This is a genomic window from Pseudomonas morbosilactucae (assembly GCF_023241665.1).
Lineage (GTDB): Bacteria > Pseudomonadota > Gammaproteobacteria > Pseudomonadales > Pseudomonadaceae > Aquipseudomonas > Aquipseudomonas morbosilactucae.
The window spans coordinates 161444-182926 of the sequence record NZ_JALQCX010000004.1; the positions used below are offsets into that span (position 1 = coordinate 161444).

At 64.6% G+C, this 21483-nt stretch carries 20 protein-coding genes; 6 read left to right on the top strand and 14 right to left on the bottom strand.

Annotated elements, in window-relative coordinates; all coding sequences use genetic code 11:
• Nucleotides 1-76: 76 nt before the first annotated feature.
• Entirely contained in the window at nt 77-1738 is a 1662-nt protein-coding gene (locus tag M1B35_RS01655; RefSeq protein ID WP_268261049.1) for a SulP family inorganic anion transporter, read from the bottom strand.
• Nucleotides 1739-1941: 203 nt separating this feature from the next.
• Nucleotides 1942-3237, bottom strand: coding sequence for a serine/threonine transporter (locus M1B35_RS01660; RefSeq protein ID WP_268261050.1), 1296 nt, complete (start codon nt 3235-3237; stop codon nt 1942-1944).
• Nucleotides 3238-3701: 464 nt separating this feature from the next.
• On the opposite strand from M1B35_RS01660, the gene M1B35_RS01665 reads away from it, so the two are divergent.
• The 5 genes from M1B35_RS01665 (at nt 3702) to M1B35_RS01685 (ending at nt 8732) form a co-directional block, all read left to right on the top strand.
• Nucleotides 3702-4244 (top strand): cysteine hydrolase family protein, encoded by a 543-nt coding sequence (locus tag M1B35_RS01665; RefSeq protein WP_268261051.1) that lies wholly within the window; start codon nt 3702-3704, stop codon nt 4242-4244.
• A gap of 166 nt (nt 4245-4410) precedes the next feature.
• Nucleotides 4411-5361 carry a 2-hydroxyacid dehydrogenase gene (locus M1B35_RS01670; protein WP_268261052.1) on the top strand — a complete coding sequence of 317 codons (951 nt, stop codon included), beginning with the start codon at nt 4411-4413 and terminating at the stop codon, nt 5359-5361.
• Between the two features lie 177 nt (nt 5362-5538).
• Entirely contained in the window at nt 5539-6606 is a 1068-nt protein-coding gene (locus tag M1B35_RS01675; RefSeq protein ID WP_123332145.1) for a phosphotransferase family protein, read from the top strand.
• A gap of 38 nt (nt 6607-6644) precedes the next feature.
• Nucleotides 6645-7412 carry an SDR family oxidoreductase gene (locus M1B35_RS01680; protein WP_123332143.1) on the top strand — a complete coding sequence of 256 codons (768 nt, stop codon included), beginning with the start codon at nt 6645-6647 and terminating at the stop codon, nt 7410-7412.
• Between the two features lie 213 nt (nt 7413-7625).
• The gene (locus M1B35_RS01685; RefSeq protein ID WP_268261053.1) at nt 7626-8732 is read left to right on the top strand and encodes a Gfo/Idh/MocA family protein; all 1107 of its coding nucleotides are present in this window, start codon (nt 7626-7628) and stop codon (nt 8730-8732) included.
• Between the two features lie 21 nt (nt 8733-8753).
• On the opposite strand, the gene M1B35_RS01690 is transcribed toward M1B35_RS01685, so the two are convergent.
• From M1B35_RS01690 to M1B35_RS01740, 11 genes are all read right to left on the bottom strand, one after another.
• Entirely contained in the window at nt 8754-10187 is a 1434-nt protein-coding gene (locus M1B35_RS01690; protein WP_268261054.1) for an FAD/NAD(P)-binding protein, read from the bottom strand.
• A 13-nt stretch (nt 10188-10200) separates the two neighbouring features.
• Nucleotides 10201-10968: an ABC transporter ATP-binding protein gene (locus M1B35_RS01695; protein WP_123332137.1), complete on the bottom strand. Its 768-nt coding sequence runs from the start codon at nt 10966-10968 to the stop codon at nt 10201-10203.
• A 3-nt stretch (nt 10969-10971) separates the two neighbouring features.
• A complete protein-coding gene (locus M1B35_RS01700) occupies nt 10972-12312 on the bottom strand; it encodes an ABC transporter substrate-binding protein (RefSeq protein ID WP_123332135.1) in 1341 nt (446 codons plus the stop codon).
• Nucleotides 12313-12339: 27 nt separating this feature from the next.
• The gene (locus M1B35_RS01705) at nt 12340-13389 is read right to left on the bottom strand and encodes a branched-chain amino acid ABC transporter permease (RefSeq protein WP_268261055.1); all 1050 of its coding nucleotides are present in this window, start codon (nt 13387-13389) and stop codon (nt 12340-12342) included.
• 4 nt (nt 13390-13393) lie between these two features.
• Nucleotides 13394-14275 (bottom strand): branched-chain amino acid ABC transporter permease, encoded by an 882-nt coding sequence (locus M1B35_RS01710; RefSeq protein WP_268261056.1) that lies wholly within the window; start codon nt 14273-14275, stop codon nt 13394-13396.
• Nucleotides 14275-15051, bottom strand: a complete 777-nt coding sequence (locus tag M1B35_RS01715) for an ABC transporter ATP-binding protein (protein WP_268261057.1) — start codon at nt 15049-15051, stop codon at nt 14275-14277. Before M1B35_RS01715 ends, M1B35_RS01710 begins: the two co-directional genes overlap by 1 nt.
• A complete protein-coding gene (locus M1B35_RS01720; RefSeq protein WP_268261058.1) occupies nt 15048-16037 on the bottom strand; it encodes an AMP-binding protein in 990 nt (329 codons plus the stop codon). Before M1B35_RS01720 ends, M1B35_RS01715 begins: the two co-directional genes overlap by 4 nt.
• A 129-nt stretch (nt 16038-16166) precedes the next feature.
• Nucleotides 16167-17570 (bottom strand): LLM class flavin-dependent oxidoreductase, encoded by a 1404-nt coding sequence (locus M1B35_RS01725; protein WP_123332125.1) that lies wholly within the window; start codon nt 17568-17570, stop codon nt 16167-16169.
• Nucleotides 17570-18034, bottom strand: coding sequence for an acyl-CoA dehydrogenase (locus M1B35_RS01730; protein WP_268261059.1), 465 nt, complete (start codon nt 18032-18034; stop codon nt 17570-17572). The genes M1B35_RS01725 and M1B35_RS01730 overlap by 1 nt, the downstream gene beginning before the upstream one ends.
• 10 nt (nt 18035-18044) lie before the next feature.
• Entirely contained in the window at nt 18045-19247 is a 1203-nt protein-coding gene (locus M1B35_RS01735; protein WP_268261060.1) for an SfnB family sulfur acquisition oxidoreductase, read from the bottom strand.
• A 195-nt stretch (nt 19248-19442) separates the two neighbouring features.
• Nucleotides 19443-20006 carry a helix-turn-helix domain-containing protein gene (locus tag M1B35_RS01740; protein ID WP_268261061.1) on the bottom strand — a complete coding sequence of 188 codons (564 nt, stop codon included), beginning with the start codon at nt 20004-20006 and terminating at the stop codon, nt 19443-19445.
• A 94-nt stretch (nt 20007-20100) separates the two neighbouring features.
• Between M1B35_RS01740 and M1B35_RS01745 the strand changes: the two genes are divergently transcribed.
• A complete protein-coding gene (locus tag M1B35_RS01745) occupies nt 20101-21027 on the top strand; it encodes a DMT family transporter (RefSeq protein ID WP_268261062.1) in 927 nt (308 codons plus the stop codon).
• Nucleotides 21028-21076: 49 nt separating this feature from the next.
• Here the strand turns inward: M1B35_RS01745 and M1B35_RS01750 are convergent, their stop codons facing one another.
• Entirely contained in the window at nt 21077-21475 is a 399-nt protein-coding gene (locus M1B35_RS01750) for a hypothetical protein (RefSeq protein WP_268261063.1), read from the bottom strand.
• Nucleotides 21476-21483 lie beyond the last annotated feature (8 nt).

Sequence of the window (21483 nt, forward strand, 5' to 3'; positions counted from 1 at the left end):
TTTTATGCCCGCCGTTCAGCCTTCTGTAGGCGCCAGCTTGCCGGCGAACGCACTTTAGCCATCGACACAAAACGGCCTATGCGTTCAATTGAAGCGCCTGCTGCACCGCCCCATCGACGCTCAGCCCACTGAGAATCACCTGTTCCCGTTCCTGCTCCGGCAACTTCGACAGCACCGCTTTGGCCTGATGCTTGAGCCGCGCCAGAATCAGCAGTTTGTCCTCGGCGCGCACCTGCAAAAAGAACCCTTCCAAGGCTTCGATGCTGGTGCCGTCCAGGTTGGGCGACTCTTCAAGGCTGAGAATAATCGTATGCACCGGTGGCTCTGCGTGCCGCGCCAGGCGCAAGGCCCCGCCCAGAATGCGTTCCACGTTGGCAAAGAACAGCGCCTCGCTGGGACGCACAATCAGCACCCCGGGGATGGCCTTGGCATCGGGATGGCGTTGCAAGTCGACAAAATCGTGGCCGCCGCCCATTTGCCCCAGCACCTGGATGTCCGCCGATGACATCTGCTTGAGCATCAGCACCACGCTGATCGCCACCGCCAACAACAAGCCGTCCAGCACCCCTAGCACCAGAACGGCGGCCACCGCGCAGATCACCAGCAAACGGTCGCGGCGCCAGATGAAATAACGCCCCAATGGCTGAAGGCTCAGGCCGCGACTCAGAGCATGGATGACGATGGCCGCCAGCACCGGCTCCGGGGTCAGGGCGATCCACGGCAACAGCGTCAAGACAATCAGCAACACCACCCCGGCCGCCACCAGCCCGGCCAGGCGCGAACCGGCACCCGCCGCTTCATTGGCCGAGGTCGCCGAGTAGCCGGCGCCGGCGGGCATGCCATGGAACAACCCGGACAGCAGGTTGGCGCCGCCGAGGGCCAGCAGGTCGCGGTTGGACGACACCCGGTCGCCGTGCTTGAGGGCAAAGGAGCTGATCGAGCCATAGGACTCCGCGTACAGGATCATCACCATGGCAAAGGCCAATTCCCCCAGGCGCAGCCAGTCGGCAAATGGCAGCACCGGCAGGTGCGGCACCTCCAGACTCAAATCGATCACGCCGATCAGTTTGACCCCGTACGCCGGCAGGTTCAGCCATTGGCCGGCAGCGATGCCCAGCGCCACCACCAGCAACCCGCCCGGCAACCGCCTGAAGCGCGCGCACAGCCACAACACCAGCAAGGCCACCGCGCCCACCAGCGCCCCGACTTTATTCCACTGCGGCCATTGCTCCAGCAGTTGCGGCAGGAAGCGGATCAGGTTGCCGTTGCTCAAGTGCACATCGACGATGCTCGCCACTTGCTTGAGGATGATGGTCAACGCCAGGCCCAAGGCAAAGCCGCGCAGCACCGGTTTGGCGATAAATGAAGTGACGCTGCCGAGCTTGAACAGCCCGGCCAAGAGGAAGAAACCACCGGTCACCAGCACCAGGCCGACCGCCAGGGTCATGCGCAACGCCGGATCGCCGTTGGCCAAGGTGGCCGTGGCAGCGGCGAGCACCGCCGCCGAAGACGAGGTGGCAGAAACAATGGCGAAACGACTGGTGCCGAACAACCCGTAACACAGCAGGCCGGCAAACAAGGCAATCACCCCCGCCTGGGGTGGCAACGCGGCAATGCTTGAGTAGGCGACCGCCTCGGGCAACAACAGACCGGCAATCGACAAGCCGGCCAACACGTCCAGCCAACGATTCGGGGGATCGACACGGGGTTGCGTCGATGCACCAGGGGCACCTGCCATACAGCGTCTCCATAGAAGGCGCTGCAGCCGCGCCAATGCTGCCGCAGCTTAGCCGTTAATGTCGCAGCAGAGGTGCCCTGGATCAGCTGCCGCACAATAAAAAACGCCGCCCATTCCGGGGCGGCGTTTTTCATGCCATTGGGCAGTCGGTTGGATCGCTCAGCACCGCCCCTGTAGGGGCTGGCTCGCCAGCGTTCCCCCGCTTAAAAACCCCAATAATGCGCCATCAACGAATACACCAGCGCCGAAATCGCCACCAGGCCCACCGCCGTCACGAAGACGTTGGACGCCTGCCCGCGATAGCGCGCCATGGCAGGCACTTTGCGGATCGCATACATCGGCATCAGGAACAGGATGGCCGCAATGACCGGGCCGCCCAGGGTTTCGATCATGCCCAGGATGCTCGGGTTGAGGGTGGCGACGATCCAGCAGACCACCAGCATAAAGGCGGCGGTCACGCGGTCCAGGGTCTTGGACTGCGAACGGTGGCGACCTTTGACGATCAGGCCCTTGAGGCCTTCACTGGCGCCGATGTAGTGGCCCAGGAACGACTTGGCAATGGCCACAAAGGCAATCAGCGGCGCGGCGAAGGCGATGGTCGGGTTGTCGAAGTGGTTGGCCAGGTAGGACAGGATCGACAGATTCTGCTCCTTGGCCTCCGCCAGTTGGGCCGGCGACAGGGTCAGCACGCAACTGAAGACGAAGAACAGCACCATCACCACCATCAACAGGTGGGCCCGGGACAGGATCTGCGAACTGCGCGCCTCGGCGTGCTGGCCGTAACGCCGCTTCTGGTCCACGGCAAAGGCCGAGATGATCGGCGAATGGTTGAACGAGAAGACCATCACCGGAATCGCCAGCCACAGGGTACGCAGCAGGGACGACGACGTAGGCACGTCGCCCGCGGTGGCGAGGATGCCGCCGTTCCAGTGTGGGATCAGGAACACCGCGAGGAACAGCAAGGCGACGATAAACGGATAAACCATCAGGCTCATGGCCTTGACGATGAACTGTTCACCGCAGCGCACCACGGCCAGCAGGCCGAGGATCAGCACCAGCGACAGCACGACCCGAGGCGGCGGCGTGATGTGCAGTTGGTGCAGCATGAAGCTGCCCACGGTGTTGGTCAGGGCCACGCTGTAGATCAGCAGGATCGGGAAGATCGCCAGGAAATACAGAAGGGTGATCATCGCCCCGGCGGTGATGCCGAAATGCTCCTCGACCACTTCAGTGATGTCTGCGCCGTCACGGCCCGAGAGCACGAAACGGGTCAGGCCACGGTGGGCGTAGAAGGTCATGGGGAACGCCAGCAGCGCCAGGATCAGCAGCGGCCAGAAGCCGCCCAGGCCGGCGTTGATGGGCAGAAACAAGGTGCCTGCACCGATCGCGGTGCCGAACAGGCCCAGCATCCAGGTGGTGTCATGGCGATCCCAACGACTCAGCGTCGCGGGGGCTGCGGTTTCAAAGCGTTGATCAACGCTGTTGGCCTGATCATTCATCCGGTGGGATCTCCACATTCCGGTCATTTGCCACTCGGTCAGGACGAGTCGGAATACCCGACAGGCAGTGCCCTGGCCGAAACAGGGGCGCGATTGTCCGGGATTCATCAACAGAAGCAAAGGCTTAGCTGAGGAACGGTGTGGATATGGCAGGTTTTCTGGCGACGCGTCTGGCCCGGTGCAGCTCAGTGGCATGGCCCCTGCCCTTAGCGAGACCGCCGACGGGCAAAAGTCGACAGCGCAACAGGCGAGGCGGCGACGCGTTGACAAGGCTCCCGGCGCAACGGCATGATCGGCGCCTATGAATATTTACGCGCTGAATCCAACCTCCACCACCACGACCGCCTACGGCGGGTCGGACGGTGGCTGTGCAGGCTAGATAACGCGCAGTAAACCCAAGGCCCCGCCAGCAATGGACGGGGCCTTTTGTTTCTCCGTCCACCTGGCACACAAGGAGAAACACCATGCCTTCAGCTCTCATCCGACGCCCTGCCTTGCTGATCGTCGACATGCAGGTCGGCCTGTTCAACGGACCGGACAAGCCTTACCAGCGCGAGCGCGTCCTGGACAATATCAATCAGTTGATCCGCCGCGCCCACCAGGCCGGGGCGCCGATTTTCGCCGTGCGCCACACCGGCCCCGAGGGTTCGCCGATTGCGGCCGGCAGCCCGCTGTGGCAATTGCTGCCGACCCTGGAGCTGGATGAACAACAGGACGTGCTGCTGAACAAGGCCCGCCCCAGCTGTTTTGCCGGCACCGACCTGGCCGAGCGCCTGCACGCGGCCCAGGTCAACGAACTGGTGATTGTCGGCATGAAGACTCAGTACTGCATCGACAGCACCTGCCGCGCCAGCGGTGACCTGGGCTTTGCCGCGGTGCTGGTGGAAGACGCCCATACCTGCATGGACACACCGGTACTGGGGGCCAAGGGCATCATCGCCCACCACAACGCCACCCTGAATGGCCCCTTCGTGCGCCTGGCCAAGACTGCCGAGGTGCAGTTCTAAAACACCGCCTAAACACCCTTTGCGCCCCCTCCGCCAGCCCCCGCTGGCGGAACACTCGCCCCGTCACAAGCCTCGATACAGAGCCCTCGCAGCGCCCATAAGGATTGCCAAACGCGACGTCAGCCAGCACTCTGGCTGCCCTGTCCGCCGCCTCAGGAGTGCCTCGATGCCCGCCACTGTTCTGGTCCTGGTTGAAACCATCAACGATTACCTGCCCATTCTGGAAAGCCAGGGCTTTCACCTGATCCTCGCCCCCACCCCCGCCGAGCGCGCCCAGGCCATCAAGGCCCATGCCGGGCAGATCGACGCGGTGCTGACCCGTGGCCCCCTGGGCCTGAGCGCCGACGAAATCGCCACCCTGACGCACCTGAAAATCATCTGCGTGATCGGCGCCGGCTATGAGCAGGTGGACCTGCAAGCCGCCAGCAACCGCGGCATCGCCGTGAGCAATGGCGCCGGGGTCAACGCCTCGTCCGTGGCCGACCACGCCATGGCCCTGCTGCTGTCCTTGGTACGCGACATTCCCCGGGCCGACGCGGCAGTGCGCCAAAGCCAGTGGCCCAAGGTCATGCGCCCGTCCCTGGCCGGCAAGCGCCTGGGTATTCTCGGCCTGGGCGCGGTGGGCATGGCCATCGCCAAGCGCTGCGCCCTGGGGTTCGACATGCAGGTCAGCTACCACAGCCGCCAGCCCCGGCCCGGCGTGCCTTACCACTATTGCCACTCGGCCAGTGAACTGGCCCGGGCCTCGGACTTCCTGGTGATCGCCACCCCGGGCGGCCCCGGCACCCGCCACCTGATCGATAAAAAGGCCCTCGACGCCCTGGGGCCCAACGGCTTTCTGGTGAACATCGCCCGGGCCAGCGTGGTGGTCACCGCCGACCTGCTGTCGGCCCTGGAACACCGCAGCATCGCCGGCGCCGCCCTGGACGTGTTCGATGACGAACCCCAGGTGCCGGATGCACTCAAGAGCCTGGGCAATGTGGTGCTCACGCCCCACGTCGCCGGCCTCTCGCCCGAAGCGACCCAGGGCACGGTGGAAATGGTCGGCAAGAACCTGGTGGCGTTCTTCAGCGGCAAACCGCTGCTGACCCCGATCGCCCTGCCCCCGGCAAACTGAACGGCGGGCGCCGATCTGGACTAGAGTCAGGCACGGGATTTCAAACGCTTGTATCAAAAGCAATGATTGCCCGGCAACACGCTTGCCTATAAAGGCCCACCGCGATTGTGGCGCTCCGGTGGGCGCATTAGATTAGCCAATAATCTCTGGCCTCCAGAATAAGCAGAAGGGATAAGCATGGCGCTTACAGACCAGTCCACCCGTATCCGCTCCGGCGAAGAACTCGACGCCAGCCTCATCGATCCGTACCTCAAGGCGCATATTCCCGGCCTCAGCGGCACCCCACAGATCAGCCAGTTCCCCGGCGGCGCCTCGAACCTCACCTACCTGCTGGAATACCCCGGGCACGAGTTCGTCCTGCGCCGCCCGCCCTTCGGCCACAAGGCCAAGTCGGCCCACGACATGGGCCGTGAGTACCGCATCCTCAATCAGCTCAAGGACGGTTTCCCCTACTGCCCCAAAGCCTACGTGCACTGCACCGACGAGTCGGTGATCGGCGCCGAGTTCTACGTGATGGAGCGGGTCAAGGGCATCATCCTGCGCTCCGACCTGCCGCCGGAACTGGGCCTGGACGCGGCCCAGACCGAAACCCTGTGCAAGAGCTTTATCGACAAGCTGGTGGAGCTGCACCGGGTGGATTACCAGGCCTGTGGCCTGGCCGACCTGGGCAAGCCGGAAGGCTATGTGCAACGGCAGATCCGCGGCTGGAGCGACCGCTATGAAAAAGCCCTGACCCCCGATGCCCCGGCCTGGGAAGCGGTCAAGGCCTGGCTCAACGACAAAATGCCCGCGGACCACCCGCAGTCGAGCATCGTGCACAACGACTACCGCTTCGACAACGTGATCCTCGACGCCGCCAACCCAATGCAGATCATCGGCGTGCTGGACTGGGAACTGACCACCCTCGGCGACCCGCTGATGGACCTGGGCAACACCCTAGCCTACTGGATCGAAGCCGACGACCCGGCGCCGGTGCAACTGATGCGGCGCCAGCCGAGCAACGCCCCGGGCATGCTCAGCCGCCGGCAGTTCGTCGACTACTACGCCGAACGCTCGGGCATTGCCATTGGCAACTTCGACTTCTATTACATCTACGGCCTGTTCCGCCTGGCCGGCATCGTGCAGCAGATTTACTACCGCTTCTATCACGGCCAGACCCAGGACAAACGCTTCGCGCAGTTCATCCAGATGAACAAACTGCTGGAGCAGATGAGCCTGCAAGTAATCGATCAATCCAGCCTCTGATCGCGCCCCGCGACCGACCACAACAACAAGGAAACACCATGTCCAAGACTCAGTTGTTCGACCTCGACGGCAAGATCGCTTTCGTTTCCGGCGCCAGCCGCGGCATCGGTGAAGCCATCGCCAAACTCCTGGCCCAGCAAGGCGCCCACGTGATCGTCTCGAGCCGCAAGCTCGACGGCTGCCAGCACGTGGCCGACGCCATCATCGCCGACGGCGGCAAGGCCACGGCCATTGCCTGCCACATTGGCGAAATGGAGCAGATCAGCCAGGTTTTCGCCGGCATCCGCGAACAGTTCGGGCGCCTGGATATCCTGGTCAACAACGCCGCCACCAACCCACAGTTCTGCAACGTGCTGGACACCGACCTGGGAGCCTTCCAGAAGACGGTGGACGTGAACATCCGTGGCTACTTCTTCATGTCGGTGGAAGCCGGCAAGCTGATGCGCGAAAACGGCGGCGGCAGCATCATCAACGTGGCCTCGATCAATGGCATTTCCCCGGGCATCTTCCAGGGCATCTACTCGGTGACCAAGGCGGCGGTGATCAACATGACCAAAGTCTTCGCCAAGGAATGCGCGCAGTTCGGCATCCGCTGCAACGCCCTGCTGCCGGGCCTCACCGACACCAAATTCGCGTCGGCCCTGGTGAAGAACGACGCGATCCTCAAGACCGCCCTGGCGCAGATCCCCCTCAAGCGCGTGGCCGACCCCAGTGAAATGGCCGGCGCGGTGCTGTACCTGGCCAGCGATGCGTCGAGCTACACCACCGGCGTGGCGTTGAATGTGGACGGGGGCTTTCTGTCCTGAGGTTGGCTGGAGACAGGTGAAAAAGGCAGCCTTGGGCTGCCTTTTTTTGTGTTGGGTGGAGGGATGGGTGGGGCGGGTCGCTGGCACGCCAGCGCCTACAAGGGGATGCAGGCGCCTGAGCTATTAAATGAATTTTTATTCTACGGATTGCAATTAAAGAATATTTATTCCATAAATAAGCTTTCCTACAACAATAATTCTACGGGGGCAGTTATGCGCGAACTTGGAATCGGCTTGATCGGCACGGGGTTTATGGGCCGTGCCCACGCCTTGGCGTTTCGCAATGTCAGCGCGGTGTTCGAACTGCCGGTGCGCCTGCACCTGGCGGCCCTGGCCGATGCCGATGGCCAGCGGGCGCGCCATTGCGCCAGCGCCTGGGGCTTCGAACGGGCCCACAGCGATTGGCAGCAATTGATCGACGACCCCAAGGTCAACCTGGTGGCCATCACCACCCCCAACCACCTGCACTTCCCCATGGCCATGGCCGCGCTGGCGGCCGGCAAGGCGGTGTACTGCGAAAAGCCCCTGGCCGTCAGCGTCGAGCAGGCCCAGCAGATGCAGCAAGCGGCCCAGGCAGCCGGCGTGGTCACCCGGGTCGGCTACAACTACCAGCACAACCCGATGATCGTGCTCGCCCGGGAATTGATAGACAGCGGTCAACTGGGACAGTTGATCAGTTTCCAGGGTGAGTTCAGCGAAGACTTCATGGCCGATCCCCAGTCGCCGTTTTCCTGGCGTTGTGAGGAACAGCATGCCGGCGGCGCTCTGGCCGACCTGGGCAGCCACCTGCTGGCCATGGCCCGCTACCTGATGGGCCACGTGCAAGCCGTGTGCGCCGATACCCAAACCGTCCACGGGCAGCGCCCGGCCAGCAGCGGCAGCCGCGAACTCAAACCCATCGTCATCGATGACCAGGCCCACGCCCTGCTGCGTTTTGCCAATGGCGCCCGGGGCACCTTCAGCAGCAGCTGGCTCAAGCACGGCTACAAGAACCACCTGAGTTTCGAGATCAGCGGCACCCTCGGCACCCTGGCCTTCGATCAGGAACGGCTCAACGAACTGCGCCTGTACCGGGTCGGCCAGGAAGGCTTCCAGCGCCTGCTGGCCGGCCCCGCCCTGCCCGGCTACGCCGCCTTCAGCCCGGCGCCGGGGCACCAACTGGGGTACAACGAATTGAAGACCCTGGAAGTGCACGAACTGATCCTGGCCCAAGTGGGCCAAGGCCAGCGCGGCACGGATTTCCAGGAAGCCCTGGAAGTCGAGCGCCTGGCCACGGCCATTCGTGTGGCCGCGCGGGAGCAACGCTGGGTCAACCTATAACCACCTGCTGGCCGCCGACGCCTAGGCCAGGGCGGCCAACCGGGCGGCCAGGGCCTTGGCCTGGAGGGCTACGTCGGTCACCGCGGTGCTCTCCCACCACAGGCCACGCAACGGCGGCCCCATGGCAAACAAACGCGCACTGACCTGCCCCTGGGCATCCCGCACGGCGCCACCGGGGTCTGCGGCAATCCCCAACGCCAACGGCCCCGGCTGGATCAACCCGCGCGCCAGCAATTGCCGGGGCAAAGGCCGCGCCACCCGCCGCCAGTCGTACTCGATGCCACTGGAGTTGATCAAGGCATCCCCGCTGACCCAACTCACCTCCTTTTCACCCCGCCGACGCAGGGCAATCGACAGGCGCCCATCGCCGCTCGGTTCCAGGCCCTTGAACGAAGCGGCATGAATGCGCAAACGTCCCTCATCGTGCAAACGCGCCACCAGCTCGGCACTCAAGGGCGGCGAACGATGGTGATGGCTCTCCCACCAGGGCCTGACATGGCGCACGAACTGCCGCCGTTGCAGGTCCGTGGCCTGGCTCCATAAACGGCCGATATGGGCGCGCACCGTGTCCAGCGGCGCTTGCCAATCCACACCCTGTGCCAGGGCCAGGCGACATTGCCGACGCAGTTCGCGCACCAGTTGCCGCGGGCTGCGCAAGCTGTGGTCGGCCGCCAGAAAGTCCTCCCAGGCCGGCGGCTGACGGCGCACATGGGGCAACAGGCCGTGACGGGAAAACACCTCGATCGGCCCGCGATGCCCGGCCTGCTCCAGGGACACCACTGCATCCACCATGGTCAGCCCGGAGCCGATGATCAGCACCGTGCCTTGCGGGTCCAACTGAGCCATGGCGTTCAGGTCCCAAGGGTCCACTGCCGCTGCGTTCAAGCCGCTGGATTGGGTCTGCGGGGTCCGCGCCGCCGGGAACATGCCCGTGGCCAGCACGGCCAAGGTGCCGTGCAGTTGCCGACCGTCACCCAGGCTCAACTGCGTCCCGTCCTCCGTCACTTGCAGGTCCACCACCTCGCCCTGCACATGTTCGACGCTGGAGCCGTATTGCGCGCCGACTTGCCGGGCCTCTTCCAGGCGTTGCTGGACATACAGGCCAAAGATCCCCCGGGGCGGAAACAACTCGCTGACCGGCACCGCCTGCTGCTGGGACTCCGGCCAGCCGCCTGCGTCGATATAGGCCTGCAACCACTGAGTCAGGTCGTCGGCGTTATCCGGGTCGACGCTCATGCGCGCCGCGTTGCCATTGAGGGTGTGCCCCAGCTCCACCGCACTGTAGGCCTCGCCACGCCCCAACTCGCTGCGCGGTTCGATCACCCGCAGCTGGCGCCGGCCCGGCAGGCGCAGCAACTGCAGCGCCAGCAAGGCACCGCTGAGGCCGCCGCCGACGATCAGGATCTCGTCGCCACGGGTGGCGGGGTTCGCCTGTCCGCTCTGTGTTTCGCTCATGGGGTTCTCACGGTCAGTGTTTGCCTAGGTAGAAATCGTGCAGGTCGCCCCGGGCCAACAAGGCCTCGGCCGTCCCGGACAGGGCCACGCGGCCGGTGTCGAGCACATAGGCATGGGAGGCGTACTTGAGCGCCACATTAATATTTTGCTCGGCAATCAGAAAGCTCACCTGAGCCTCGCGATTAAGCTGAGCCACGATCTGAAAAATCTCTTGGACGATAATAGGCGCCAAACCCATGGACGGTTCATCCAGCAGTACCAAAGTAGGACGGGTCATCAGCGCCCGGCCAATGGCGACCATCTGCTGCTCGCCGCCAGAGGTCAGCCCGGCCTGGGTCTTGCGCTTGGTCTTGAGCCGCGGGAACCAGGCATAGATCCGCTCCAGGTCCTGCTCCATTTCCCGCCGCCCCAGGCCACGGACAAAACCGCCGCTGCGCAGGTTGTCTTCCACCGTCAACTGGGAGAACACATGGCGCCCCTCCAGCACGTGGACCATGCCCTGGCGCACACGCTGGCTGGGGTCGGCGCTGGCGGTGTCCGCGCCCTGGAAGTGGATGCTGCCGCGGCTGACCTCGGCCCGTTCGGCCCGCAGCAACCCGGACACGGCCTTGAGGGTGGTGCTCTTGCCGGCGCCGTTGGCCCCCAGCAAGGCGACGATGCCGCCCTTGGGCACGCTCAGGGAAACACCGGCCACGGCGAGGATCGCCCCGTCGTAGATCACCTCGATATCCCGTACCTGCAACAGTTCATCGACCCCGGGGGCCGTGGCGGCGTGGTTCATGGTTTATTCATCCCCGGTGCAAGTGCGTGGCGTGAGGTTTTTCTCCTTGGCGAACGCTGCGGATTTCTCGTCGATCAACGGCCGCAGCAGCGCACGGTCGGCGGCGATCCAGTCGCTGACCAGGGTCCAGTTGGCCCCGTCCCACTGCTGCACCCGCGCCGAACCGCCACCTTCATGGTCGCTGCAAGACAGCTTGAGGTTCTGCATCAAACCCAGGTAGCCCATGTCCTTGAGGCGCGCATCGTCGATGTTCAGGTGTTCCAGGCCCCAGCGCCCTTCCTCGCCATTGAGTGGGCGCTTGCCGAACTTGCCCTGGGCGGTGCGGATGGCTTCCACCGCTACGGCCGCGTTCACCAGGCCGGAGTTGTAGTAGACGCTGCCGAAGTTCTTCTGGTCCTTGAGGTCGCTCAGGCCCTTGTCGAGGATGTATTGCTTGAGGCGCTTGTGAATCTCGAAATCCGCCCCGGCCGGGTACGGGGTCAACGCCAGGTAGCCTTTGGCCGCAGGGCCGGCGGGCAACACGTCTTCGCTGGAGCTGGCCCAGATGTCGCCGACGATGTGGTCCACCGGGAAGCCGAAACGGGCCGCCGTCTTCACCGCCACCGGAGTCGAGACGCCCCAGGTCCGCAGGAACACCCAATCCGGGTTCAGCTGGCGCACCTGGCGCCACTGGGCGGACTGTTCGTTGCCCGGGTCGGCCACAGGGATCTGGATGTTCTCGAAGCCGTACTTCTCGGCCAGCAGCTTCAGCGGCCCGAGGGTTTCCCGGCCATAGGCGGAGTCGTGGTAGACGGTGGCGATTTTCTTGCCCTTGAGCTTGTCGAACCCGCCCTCACGCTGGGCGATGTAGTTCACCAGGGCCGACGCTTCGCTGTAGAACGTCAGCATCACCGGGAAGTTGTAGGGGAACACCTTGCCGTCGGTGGCTTCGGTGCGCCCGTAACCCAAGGTAATCAGCGGGATCTTGTCCACCTCGGCCCGCTCGCTCAGGGCATAGGCCGCCGGCGCGCCATTGGGCTGGTAGACCGCCACCGGGGCGCCGTCCAGGCCCTTCTTGAAGCGCTCGTAGCATTCGATGCCCTTCTCTGCGGTCCACTCGGTCTCGCATTCCTGCCACACCAGCTTGACCCCGTTGATCCCCCCTTCAACCCGGTTGATGTAGTTCAGGTAGTCGATCATCCCGGCCCACACCTGCACGCCACTGGAGGCGTAGGCGCCCACCCGGTAGGTGGCCAGGGGGAAGAATTGCTGATCGGCCGCGGCCTGGGCCGCCGGCACCGCCGCGCCGAACACCGTCAGGGCCAGGGCAGCGCCGGCCAGGGATTTTTTCAAGGATGCACGCATAGGTTTTCTCGAATAAGGGTGAAGGATTCAGAAGCGCAGCGGCCACTGAGCCAAACGTTGAGCCAGGTTTTTCAACAGGCGAATCAGGCCTTCCGGCTCCTTGATCAGGAACAGGATGATCAACACGCCAAAAATGATTTTCTGCAGGTTCTGCAATTGCCCGGCATCCACCGAACCGCCCAGCAATGCTTGCCCGGCGTGGCTGAGGAAGATCGGCAGCAGGCTGATAAAGGCCGCACCGACGAAGTTGCCGGCCACGCTGCCCATGCCGCCGATAATGATGATGAAGAGGATCTGGAACGAGCGATTGATATCGAAGCTGCCGGCGCTGGCCGTGCCCAGGTAGGCGAAGGCCCACAGCGCCCCGGCGATCCCCAGGTAAAAGGAGCTGACGGCGAACGCCAGGCGCTTGTAGCGCGCCACCGGGATGCCGATCACCGCTGCGGCGGTGTCCATGTCGCGGATGGCCATCCAGTTGCGCCCGGTCTGGCTTTTCACCAGGTTCAGCGCCACCCAGGTCAGCAGCACCACCGTGACCAGGGTCAACAGGTAGCGGCCCTGGGGGGTGTTCAGGTCATGGCCGAACAGCTCCAGGCGCGGCGCGGAAATGGTCCCCGAGGAGCCGTAGTTGTAGAACCAGGGAAACTTGACGAACAGCCACTCCAGGAAGAACTGCGCCGCCAGGGTGGTGACCATCAGGTAGAAGCCTTTGATCCGCGAACTGGGCAAGCCGAACAGCAAGCCCACCACGGCGCTGATCAGGCCGCCGCCGAGCAGCGCCACCGGCAGGCCCAACTCCGGCAACCGCAGGAGAAAGCCATAAGTGGCGAAGGCCCCCACCGCCATGAAGCCGGCGGCACCCACCGAGGTCTGGCCGGTGTAGCCGGTCAGCAGGTTGAGGCCCAGGCCGGCCAGGGACAGCACCAGGAACGGAATCAAAATAGCGTTCAGCCAATAGTCGTTGCCCAACAGCGGCACCAGCACGAACGCCAGCAGCAACAGGCCGATCAAGCCCCAAGGCAGGCGGCGCTGGACCAGCAGCAGCGGCGCGGTGGGATGGGTCAAGGGAATGGACATGGGTTCACACTCGTTCGATGGCGCGCTCGCCGAACAGGCCGGCGGGACGGATATAGAGGAAGGCCAAGGCCAGTGCATAGGCGAACCAGGGGGTGATGCCGCCACCGATCAACGGGCCGATATACACCTCGGCGAGGTTCTCCGCAGCGCCGACGATCAGCCCGCCGACAATTGCCCCGCCAATCGAGGTGAAGCCGCCGATGATCAGCACCGGCAAGGCCTTGAGCACCACCAGCGACAGCGAGAACTGCACACCCTGGCGCGCGCCCCAGAGCAGCCCGGCCACCAGCCCCACCACCCCGGCCACCGCCCAGACGATCTGCCAGATGCGGTTGAGGTTGATGCCGATGGACAGCGCCGCCGTGGTGTCATCGGCCACCGCCCGCAGCGACACGCCGATCCGGGTCTTGTTGAACAGCAACGCCAGCACCGTCACCAGCACCACCGCCGACGCTGCGGCCACCAGGTCGAACTGGCTGACCATCAACGGCCCGAGAAACAGCGGCACGTCGTCGATGCCCAGATCCAGGGCGCGTACCTGGGAGCCCATCAGGCCCTGGGCCAGGCCTTCGATGATGAACGACAGGCCGAGGGTCGCCATGAACAGGGTGATCTGCGAGCGATTGACCAGGGGCCGCAGTACCAGGCGCTCGATCAGCCAGGCCCCGGCGATCATCACCAGCACCGTCAACAGCAGCGCCAGGACGAAGGGCACCCCTTGCTCGTGCAGGCTGACAAAGGTCAGGGCAGCGAACAGCAGCATCGCGCCCTGGGCGAAGTTGAACACTCCGCTGGCCTTGTAGATCAGCACAAAACCGATGGCCACCAGGGAATACAGGGTGCCGGCGAGCAAGCCGCCGAGCAGGGTTTCGAGGAAGAAATTCATTAATGCACCGCTCCCAGGTAAGCCGCGATCACCTCGGGGTTGGCCTGCACCTCGGCGGGCGTGCCGTCCCCCACTTTGCGTCCGTAGTCCAGCACCACCACGTGATCGGACAGTCCCATGACCACGCCCATGTCGTGCTCGATCAACACCACGGTGGTGCCCAGGTCGCGGTTGATGTCGGCGATAAAGCGCGCCATGTCCTGCTTCTCCTCGGCGTTCATGCCGGCCATGGGCTCATCGAGCAACAGCAACTGCGGCCCGGCGATCAGCGCCCGGCCCAGCTCCACGCGCTTTTGCAGGCCATAGGGCAGGTTGCCCACCAGCACGTCGCGCTGGGCCTGGAGGTCGAGGAACTCGAGAATGCCCTGGGCCTGCTCGCGAAACGCCTCGGCCTCGCGCCGCGCCCGGGGCAGCCCCAGGGCTTGCTCGATAAAGTGGCTGCGGCTGTGCCGCGACAGCCCGGTGAGGATGTTGTCGATCACGCTCATCTTCTTGAACAGTGCGTTGTTCTGGAACGTCCGGCCAATGCCCCGGCGCGCGGCGCGCAAAGGGTCGATGCGCTTGAAGGGTTCGCGGTCAAAGACAATCGAGCCTTCGTCGAAGCGATAGACCCCATTGAGCAGGTTGAGCAGCGAACTCTTGCCCGCTCCGTTGGGGCCGATCAGGGCGCAGATCTCGCCGCGCCGGACGTCGAACGACAGTTGGTTGATCGCCTTGACGCCCTTGAACGACAAGGACACGGCATTGACTTGAAGGATGGAGTCGGCTGCGCTCATGCGATATTCCGTTTGAATTCAGCCAGCCACACCGGCGCCGAAGATGTGCCGGGGCTGGCACTGGGGGCCTGCCAGATAAAGTGCAGGCGCTGGAAACCCAGCAGCCGGCGCACACGGTTCTTCAGGAGGCGTTGCAGGGGTTGTTCCGGGTGGGCAAGGGCCCATTCGCACAGCCGGCGCCGCCAACTGCCCTGGGGCGCCAGGCGACCCTCGATCTCGTCCGCCACCCCTTGCAGGCGTTCGGCGGACAGCAACAGGCCGCTGGGCGCCACTTCACGCCGATCTCGGCTGGCCGCGCTGCGGCTTTCCGGGAAGGCCAGGCTGTGGCCGCTGTTCAACCATTGCTCCAGCAGCACCCCGAGGCCGCCTTGCCATTCGGTGCCCTCCTCGCTCCACAGCTGGGCGGCCGGAGCGGAATGGCGCCAGCGGGTCTGGCGCTGGGGCGCTTCACTGGCGCCCAGCAATTCGGAGAACTCCAGCACCGCCTGTTGCACGCCTTCGGGCAGGCGCGGCGCCCGTTGATTGGCAATCAGCAACTGCGGGGCGACGCTGTTCTGCCCGACGCTCACCCATTGCAGCAGTTGTTGTCGGCTCTGGATAAACGCATGGCTGGGTTGCAGGCGCCACAGGGCCTGACGCAGGGCTTCGGGGCCCAATTGGTCGCTGACACTGAGGACCTGGGCACCGATGCTCTGGGCCGCCAGGGCCAGCAGCAACAGGTTGGGTTCGAAGGCGCCACTGAGCGCCAGCCGGGATTGCGCACTGAAGCCTTGCTGGCGCAGGCCATCGGCCAGGCGCTCGACGTCACGCAGGGCGTCGATCCAGCGCCAGGCGTACCACTGGCCGTGACGTTTGTGGCGCAGCGCGGTGTGCAGCGGGCTGATCTGCGCCCAGTGCTGCAACTGTTCCAGGGCCGCAGGCAGCCCCAGGTGGGTCGCCGCTGCCGAGTCCGCGACGGGCGAACGCTTGAGTTCATGCACGCTCATTGAGTACCTCGCTTACGTGGGCAAAAAGCGTGCGGTGGTCCGCTGGCTGAAATGGCAGGGGCTGCTCAGCCCCTGCCTGGGAAACCGGTGCCGACCCCGCCGGGGCCGGCGAATGGGCGCTGCCGGCAATCAGGCCGAGGCCGCGCGCTTTTCCTGCTCGCGCCAGGCCGCCAAGTCACGGTAGCCGGCGCCCGGGTGATTGGCCGCCAAGCGCGGCCCTTCGCCAAACAGCTTCTCGCGCAAGGTCCCGGGGGCGTATTCGGTCTTGTACACGCCGCGCTTCTGCAACTCCGGCACCAGCAACTCCACGGCATCGACAAAGGTTTCGTGGGTCAGCGCGTAGGCCAGGTTGAAACCATCGACGTCGGTGTCTTCCACCCACTCCTGAAGCAGGTCGGCCACGGTCTCCGGGCTGCCGACAAACAACGGCCCGAAACCACCGATGCCTACCCAGTCCGCCAATTCGTGCGGGGTCCAGACCTTGTTCGGGTCGGCCGTGGAGAACGCCTCCACCGCCGACTGAATGGCGTTGGTGTGCACGTGCTTGAGGGGCTCATCGGGCTTGAACTGGCTGAAGTCGATGCCGGTCCAGCCAGAGATCAGGGCCATGGCGCCCTCGTAGCTGACCCAGGATTTATATTCCTCGAACTTGGCCTTGGCCTTGGCGTCGGTCTCGCCGAGGATCACCGTTTGCAGGTTGAAGATGAGGATTTTCGACGGGTCGCGCCCGGCCTCGGCGGCACGCCGGCGGATGTCGGCCACGGTCTTTTTCAGCAGCACCTTCGACGGCGCGGCGACAAACACGCACTCGGCCTGCTCGGCGGCGAACTGCTTGCCACGGCTGGACGCACCGGCCTGGTAGAGCACCGGGGTGCGTTGCGGCGACGGTTCGCAGAGGTGGATGCCGGGCACTTGGAAGTGTTTGCCGACGTGCTGGATCTCGTGGATTTTGCTCGGGTCGCTGAAAATCCGCCGCTCGCGGTCGCGCAGGATCGCGCCGTCTTCCCAACTGCCTTCCCAGAGCTTGTAGCAAACCTCCAAGTACTCCTCGGCGAAGTCGTAGCGGGCGTCGTGCTCGGTGAGGCTTTTCTGCCCCAGGTTCTTCGCCCCGCTCTCCAGGTAGGAGGTGACGATGTTCCAGCCGGCGCGGCCCTTGGTCAGATGGTCCAGGGTCGACAGGCGTCGGGCGAAGGGATACGGGTGCTCGAACGACAAGGACGCGGTCAGGCCAAAACCCAGGTGCTCAGTGACCAGGGCCATGGGCGGGATCAGTTGCAGCGGGTCGTTGACCGGCACCTGGGTAGCCTGGCGGATCGCCGCGTCACCGTTGCCGTTGTAGACGTCGTAGATGCCCAGCACGTCAGCGATAAACAGGCCGTCGAATTTGCCGCGTTCGAGGATCTTCGCCAGGTCGGTCCAGTACTCCAGGTCCTTGTACTGCCAGGAGCGGTCCCGGGGGTGAGCCCAAAGACCCGGCGACTGGTGGCCGACGCAGTTCATGTCGAAAGCGTTGAGGCGGATTTCACGGGCCATCAGTGGGCGCCTCCGAGGTCAGCCGGCAGCACGTCGTTGAGGCGGTAGTTGCCGATCAATTGGTACTTCCAGCGCAGCGGGTCTTGCAACGCGCCCAACTGTGGGCTGCGTTGCCCGGTGAGTTCGAACTCGGCGTTACTGGCGGCGAGCAAGGCGTCGGCGCTGGCGATGGCCGCCTCGGCCTGGGCCACGGCGATCTCTGCCGGGTCCTGGCTGTTGCTGCGCAAGGCGTCGGCCCGCTCATGCAGGGCCGCCGCGACTTCGATACGGATATGCAGGTCACCGAAACGGCTGATGACATAGGGGTCGTCACTGGCGTTGGCCAGGCCGCTGCCGGGCCAGGGTTGGGCCTGCTCGCGGACGAATTCCAGGGTCTGCTGCAACAGCCGACGGGCGCGTTCCAGATCATTGCCGCTACGGGCCAGAGACGGCTGGGCGGCGGTGGATTGAGTCAATGCATTCATCGCGAATTCCTTAGTTCCAGGCGTGACGGGCCGGCTTGACGCCGTTGAGCAGGAAGTTGCCGATCAGGTGGTATTTCCAGCGGGCAGGGTCATGCAGGGTGTGAGTGCGGGCGTTGCGCCAGTAACGGTCGAGGTTGTATTTGCCCAGCACGGAGCGGGTCCCGGCCAGTTCGAACAGCTTGCTGCTGGCGAGCAACGCGCTTTCCGCCGACAGCACCTTGGCCTGGGCCACCACCACCGAAGCGTGGGCCACGGTGTCTTCATTGGGGTTGAGCAAGGCCTGGTCGATGGCCCGGCCGGATTTTTCGAGGATCGCCTCGGTGCCGTGCACCCGCCACTCCAGGTCGCCAATCGCGGCGATGGTGAACGGGTCCTGCCAGCCATGGTCCAGGCCGCTGTCGATCCAGGGCCGGGATTGCCGGGCGTAATGCTTGGTTTCTTCCAGGGCGCCAAGGGCGATGCCGGTGTCCACCGCGGCCTGGATGATCTGCGAGATCGGGCCATCGGCGGTGGGCTCGTCAAAGGCCCGGTGCGCCGGGATCACGGCACTCAGGGGCACCTTGACCGCGTTGAGGGTGACACCGCCGCTGGCGGTGGTGCGCTGGCCGAAGCCGTCCCAGCTGTCGATCACCGTCAGCCCCGGGTTGTCACGCTCGATAAAGGCGATAAACGCCTGGTTCTGCTCATTGACCGCCACCGCCGGCACGATGTGGGCGAACAAGGCGCCGGTGCAGTAGAACTTCTCGCCGTCGATTTGCGCACTGTCGCCGTCGAAGCGGATGGTGGTCTCAAACGCCCCGGCGTTCTTGCTCTTGGCTTCCGAGAAGGCGTTGCCGAAACGGTAGCCCTGCAAGACCTTGGCGAAGTAGTAGTGCTTCTGCTCTTCAGTGGCGGTCTGCAGCAAGATGTCGAGGACGCCGAGGTGGTTCTGCGGGATTTGGCCCAGGGACGAATCGACAGCGGAGATGATCTTGATCACCTCCGCCACGGTCACGTAGGACACCCCGGCGCCGCCGTAGGCTTTGGGAATGGTGATGCCCCACAGGCCGCTGGCGGAGAATTCGTCCAGCTCGGCGACCGGCAGGCGACGCTCGCGGTCGCGCACGCTGGCCTCGACGGCGAAACGTTGGGCGAGGTCCTTGGCGACCGCGATCGCCTCGGCATCCGAGCGGATGATGTGGGCAGTGCGGGTGGGTTGGGCAGAGGCTGTCATGGGCCGACTCCGAGTCCTGAAAGTGACGACTGAGGTCCGTGAGGACCGGTCTTCCAGGGGTATTGCAGAAGTCGTGCCGAAGTTTAAAAGCCTTGTTTATCAGGCTCTTGGCGAAGCCTCAGAGAAACGGACCGAAGTGAAAACAGGCAAAGTGTTCAAGCACTGTTGCTCAGCCAACAGTGCCCGCAGCAACACTCAGAACACCACGTTGCGCACAAACCGCGTGGCCACCGGGCCGTCATTGCGATAGGCGTGGGGCACATGGCTGGAGAACATGAAGAACTCGCCGGTGCCGATCTGCTGGTCGTGCGCTTCCAGCACCAGGGTCAGGCAGCCTTCGAATACATACAGCTGCTCGCTCCAGCCCTCGGCATCGCATTCCGAGTGGTAGGTCTCCCCCGGTTCCAGCCGCCACTCCCACAATTCCACCTCACGGGTCGCCACCGCCTTGGCCAGCAACACCGCCTTGCTCCCGGGGATGGTGCCGGCCCAGGCCAATTCGTTGATGCGGCTGGGATCGCGCACGTCCGGCGCCTGGATCAGGTCGCTGAACGCTACACCCAGGGCTGCGGCGACCCGGTCCAGGGTGCCGAGGCTGACGTTGGTTTCCCCCGACTCGATGGCCACCAGCATCCGCCGGCTGACCCCAGACTGTTCCGCCAGGGCGCTTTGACTGAGTTTTGCCGCGTGGCGCAGGCGCCGTACGTTGAGGCTGACGTGTTGCAGGACCGAAGCCCGCTGACCGATTTCTTTGTGCACTATATTGCTCGCTCCTGGGCATTGCGCAGTATACTGCCCAAATTTCGCGCCCAATTGTGCGTCCCACTCTCCCCGTACGCAAGGCCATGCCCCCGTGAACCCAGGTAAATCCCCCCTGCCATTGCTCAAACTCAGCAAAGCCGAATGCGTGCTGGTGCTGATCACCATGATCTGGGGCGGCACCTTCCTTATGGTGCAGCACGCCATGACCGTCAGCGGCCCGATGTTCTTCGTCGGCCTGCGCTTTGCCGCCGCAGCCGCCATCGTCGCCCTGTTTTCCTGGCGCCACCTGGCCGGGTTGACCCCACTTGAACTCAAGGCCGGGGGCTTTATCGGCACCGCGATCATGCTCGGCTACGGCTTGCAGACGGTGGGCCTGCAAACCATCCCCAGCAGCCAGTCGGCCTTTATCACCGCGCTCTACGTGCCCTTCGTGCCGCTGCTGCAATGGCTGTTCATGGGCAAGCGTCCGGGCCTGCTGCAGAGCATTGGCATCATGCTGGCCTTTACCGGGCTGATGCTGCTTTCGGGGCCCAACGGCGCATCCCTGAATTTCAGCCCTGGTGAGATCGCCACCTTGATCAGCACCGTGGCGATTGCCGCCGAGATCATCCTTATCAGCAGCTACGCCGGCCAGGTGGATGTACGCCGGGTCACCGTCGTGCAGTTGGCGGTGACTTCGGTGCTGGCATTTTTGATGGTGGTGCCGACCCAGGAAAGCCTGCCGGGGTTTTCCTGGCTGCTGTTGGGCAGTGCCCTGGGCCTGGGCGCGGCCAGCGCCGCGATCCAGGTGGCGATGAACTGGGCGCAGAAAAGCGTCTCGCCCACCCGCGCCACCCTGATCTACGCCGGGGAGCCGGTGTGGGCCGGCCTGGTCGGGCGCCTGGCCGGTGAGCGCCTGCCGGCGCTGGCCTTGCTGGGTGGCGGGCTGATTGTGGCGGCGGTGATCGTCAGCGAACTGAAGACCCGAGGCAAAGGCCAGGCCCAGGCCGAGACACAGGCTGCGGATTGCCGGGATTGAACACCGCACCCGGGCCAGCGGCCGAGGTGCGGTGTTCAGCGAACGGCGCTTAGTGTGGCGTGGTGACGCTTGGGGAGGCATCCGAATCGTCGGTCAGCGTCTCCAACCACAACGGCGCAAACAGCCTGCCGCCGTATTCCGGCTTCATCTCCACCGGCTCATGGGCAATCGGCCCCTTGTGGTTGAAGTAAGCGCGGTAGCGCACGTGCCCCTCGGCAAACGCCTGGTCGAAATACAGCACCGTGCCCGCCGGCAGCCGATAGTCGACGCCATCGTCCTGCGGCCCGTAGATCCGCAGCGCTTCAGTGGTGCGCATCATCTGAAAGCCCGACGGGTCGAAAAACCGCAGCCAGCCCGCCATCAGCCCCGCCCCCAGGGCCATCAACAATAAGGCGCTGAGCAGGCGGCGCAGCAAACGAAAGAAAAAGGCAGCCGGGGTCACGGGCACGGGAAGCA